The sequence below is a fragment of the Photobacterium alginatilyticum genome, assembly GCF_009910675.1.
Lineage (GTDB): Bacteria > Pseudomonadota > Gammaproteobacteria > Enterobacterales > Vibrionaceae > Photobacterium > Photobacterium alginatilyticum.
The window spans coordinates 1-1,245 of record NZ_RSEJ01000118.1; the positions used below are offsets into that span (position 1 = coordinate 1).

Genomic DNA, 1,245 nt, shown 5'->3' on the forward strand with positions numbered 1-1,245 from the left:
AAAAGAGGTCTTCCGACGGCTGGAATATCACATCAACGATTCAGCAATTCGTTGGGCGCAATCCACCCTAATTCTAATGGCAAGGAACAATTATCGTGCGTAAATTATGTGGGGATCCGCCAGCGCCTGCAATAAGGTGTGCCCCACTGAACCAGCAAAGCACACCGAACTTCATACCAAAACCGCCGAGTGTAACGCATCACCTTGATTGCCTTGTTAGCCGTGTGCCAAAGTGACACAACGATTGCCAATCAGTAACAACCATGCCATACTTTAAATGTGCCACTTTGACACTCAATGGAGGTTTGTATGGCTACTGCACTACCACGTATCACTGCCCGTGTAGACATTGATACCCAAGAATTACTATCACAAGCCGCTGCCATCGCTGGCATGTCTAGTATTAACTCATTTGTTCTTAGTGCCGCTGTTGAAAAAGCGAAACAGATTATGGAACGTGAACGAGCGCTTAAACTAAGTCAACGTGATGCCATGATGCTCATGGATGCTCTTAACGAACCAGCTAAACCTAATGCGCGACTGCAACAGGCGGCAGCTCGTTACAAGGAAAAAACGCAATAATGAAGACGGTGCAATTAGACAAAACTAAGCATGACCGTCATCGTTTTGATTGTGGTATTGACGCTCTAAACAATTATTTGAAAATCATGGCTAGTCAACAAGCCAAGAAAGATAACACCCGTACATTTGTACTTGAAGATGTAGACTGTACCGAGCATGTTGTAGGCTATTACACGCTTACTATGACACCAATTGATTTAACATCACTACCAGCTAAACTACAAAAGAAGCATCATAATGCCAGCTCTGGCGGCTTAATCGCAAGGCTTGCAGTCGATCAACGATACAAAGGTAATGGCTATGGCGAATGGTTGCTTATTGATGCACTTCGAAAATTACTGATGGCCAGTGAAACTGTAGCATTCCCTGTTGTTATCGTTGACGCTAAAGATGGTGCTGAATACTTCTACGGAAAATATGGATTCACTGCATTTCAAGATGCTGAAAATAAACTGTTCATCACGATTGCAGATGTAAGAGCGAGTATTGGCGATTAAAATATCGCCTTTCGCGGCTAACGCTTGCGATAAGGTGCCCCGCACGAAACTAACAAAGCACACTGAACTTCATACCAAAACCGCCGAGTGTAACGGGTCACCTTGATTGCCTTGTTAGGCATTTCCACATGCGACCTTCCTACTTGACCGCCAAACTCTCAGCGTA

2 protein-coding genes are annotated in these 1,245 nt (G+C 44.5%); both read left to right on the forward strand.

The annotated features are described in order from the left end of the window. Window positions 1-309 precede the first annotated feature (309 nt). On the forward strand, window positions 310-582 hold the full coding sequence (locus tag EIZ48_RS28260) for a type II toxin-antitoxin system TacA family antitoxin (protein ID WP_160658722.1): 273 nt from the start codon (window positions 310-312) through the stop codon (window positions 580-582). Next, entirely contained in the window at window positions 579-1,079 is a 501-nt protein-coding gene (locus EIZ48_RS28265) for a GNAT family N-acetyltransferase (protein ID WP_160658724.1), read from the forward strand. Before EIZ48_RS28260 ends, EIZ48_RS28265 begins: the two co-directional genes overlap by 4 nt. Window positions 1,080-1,245: the final 166 nt, after the last annotated feature.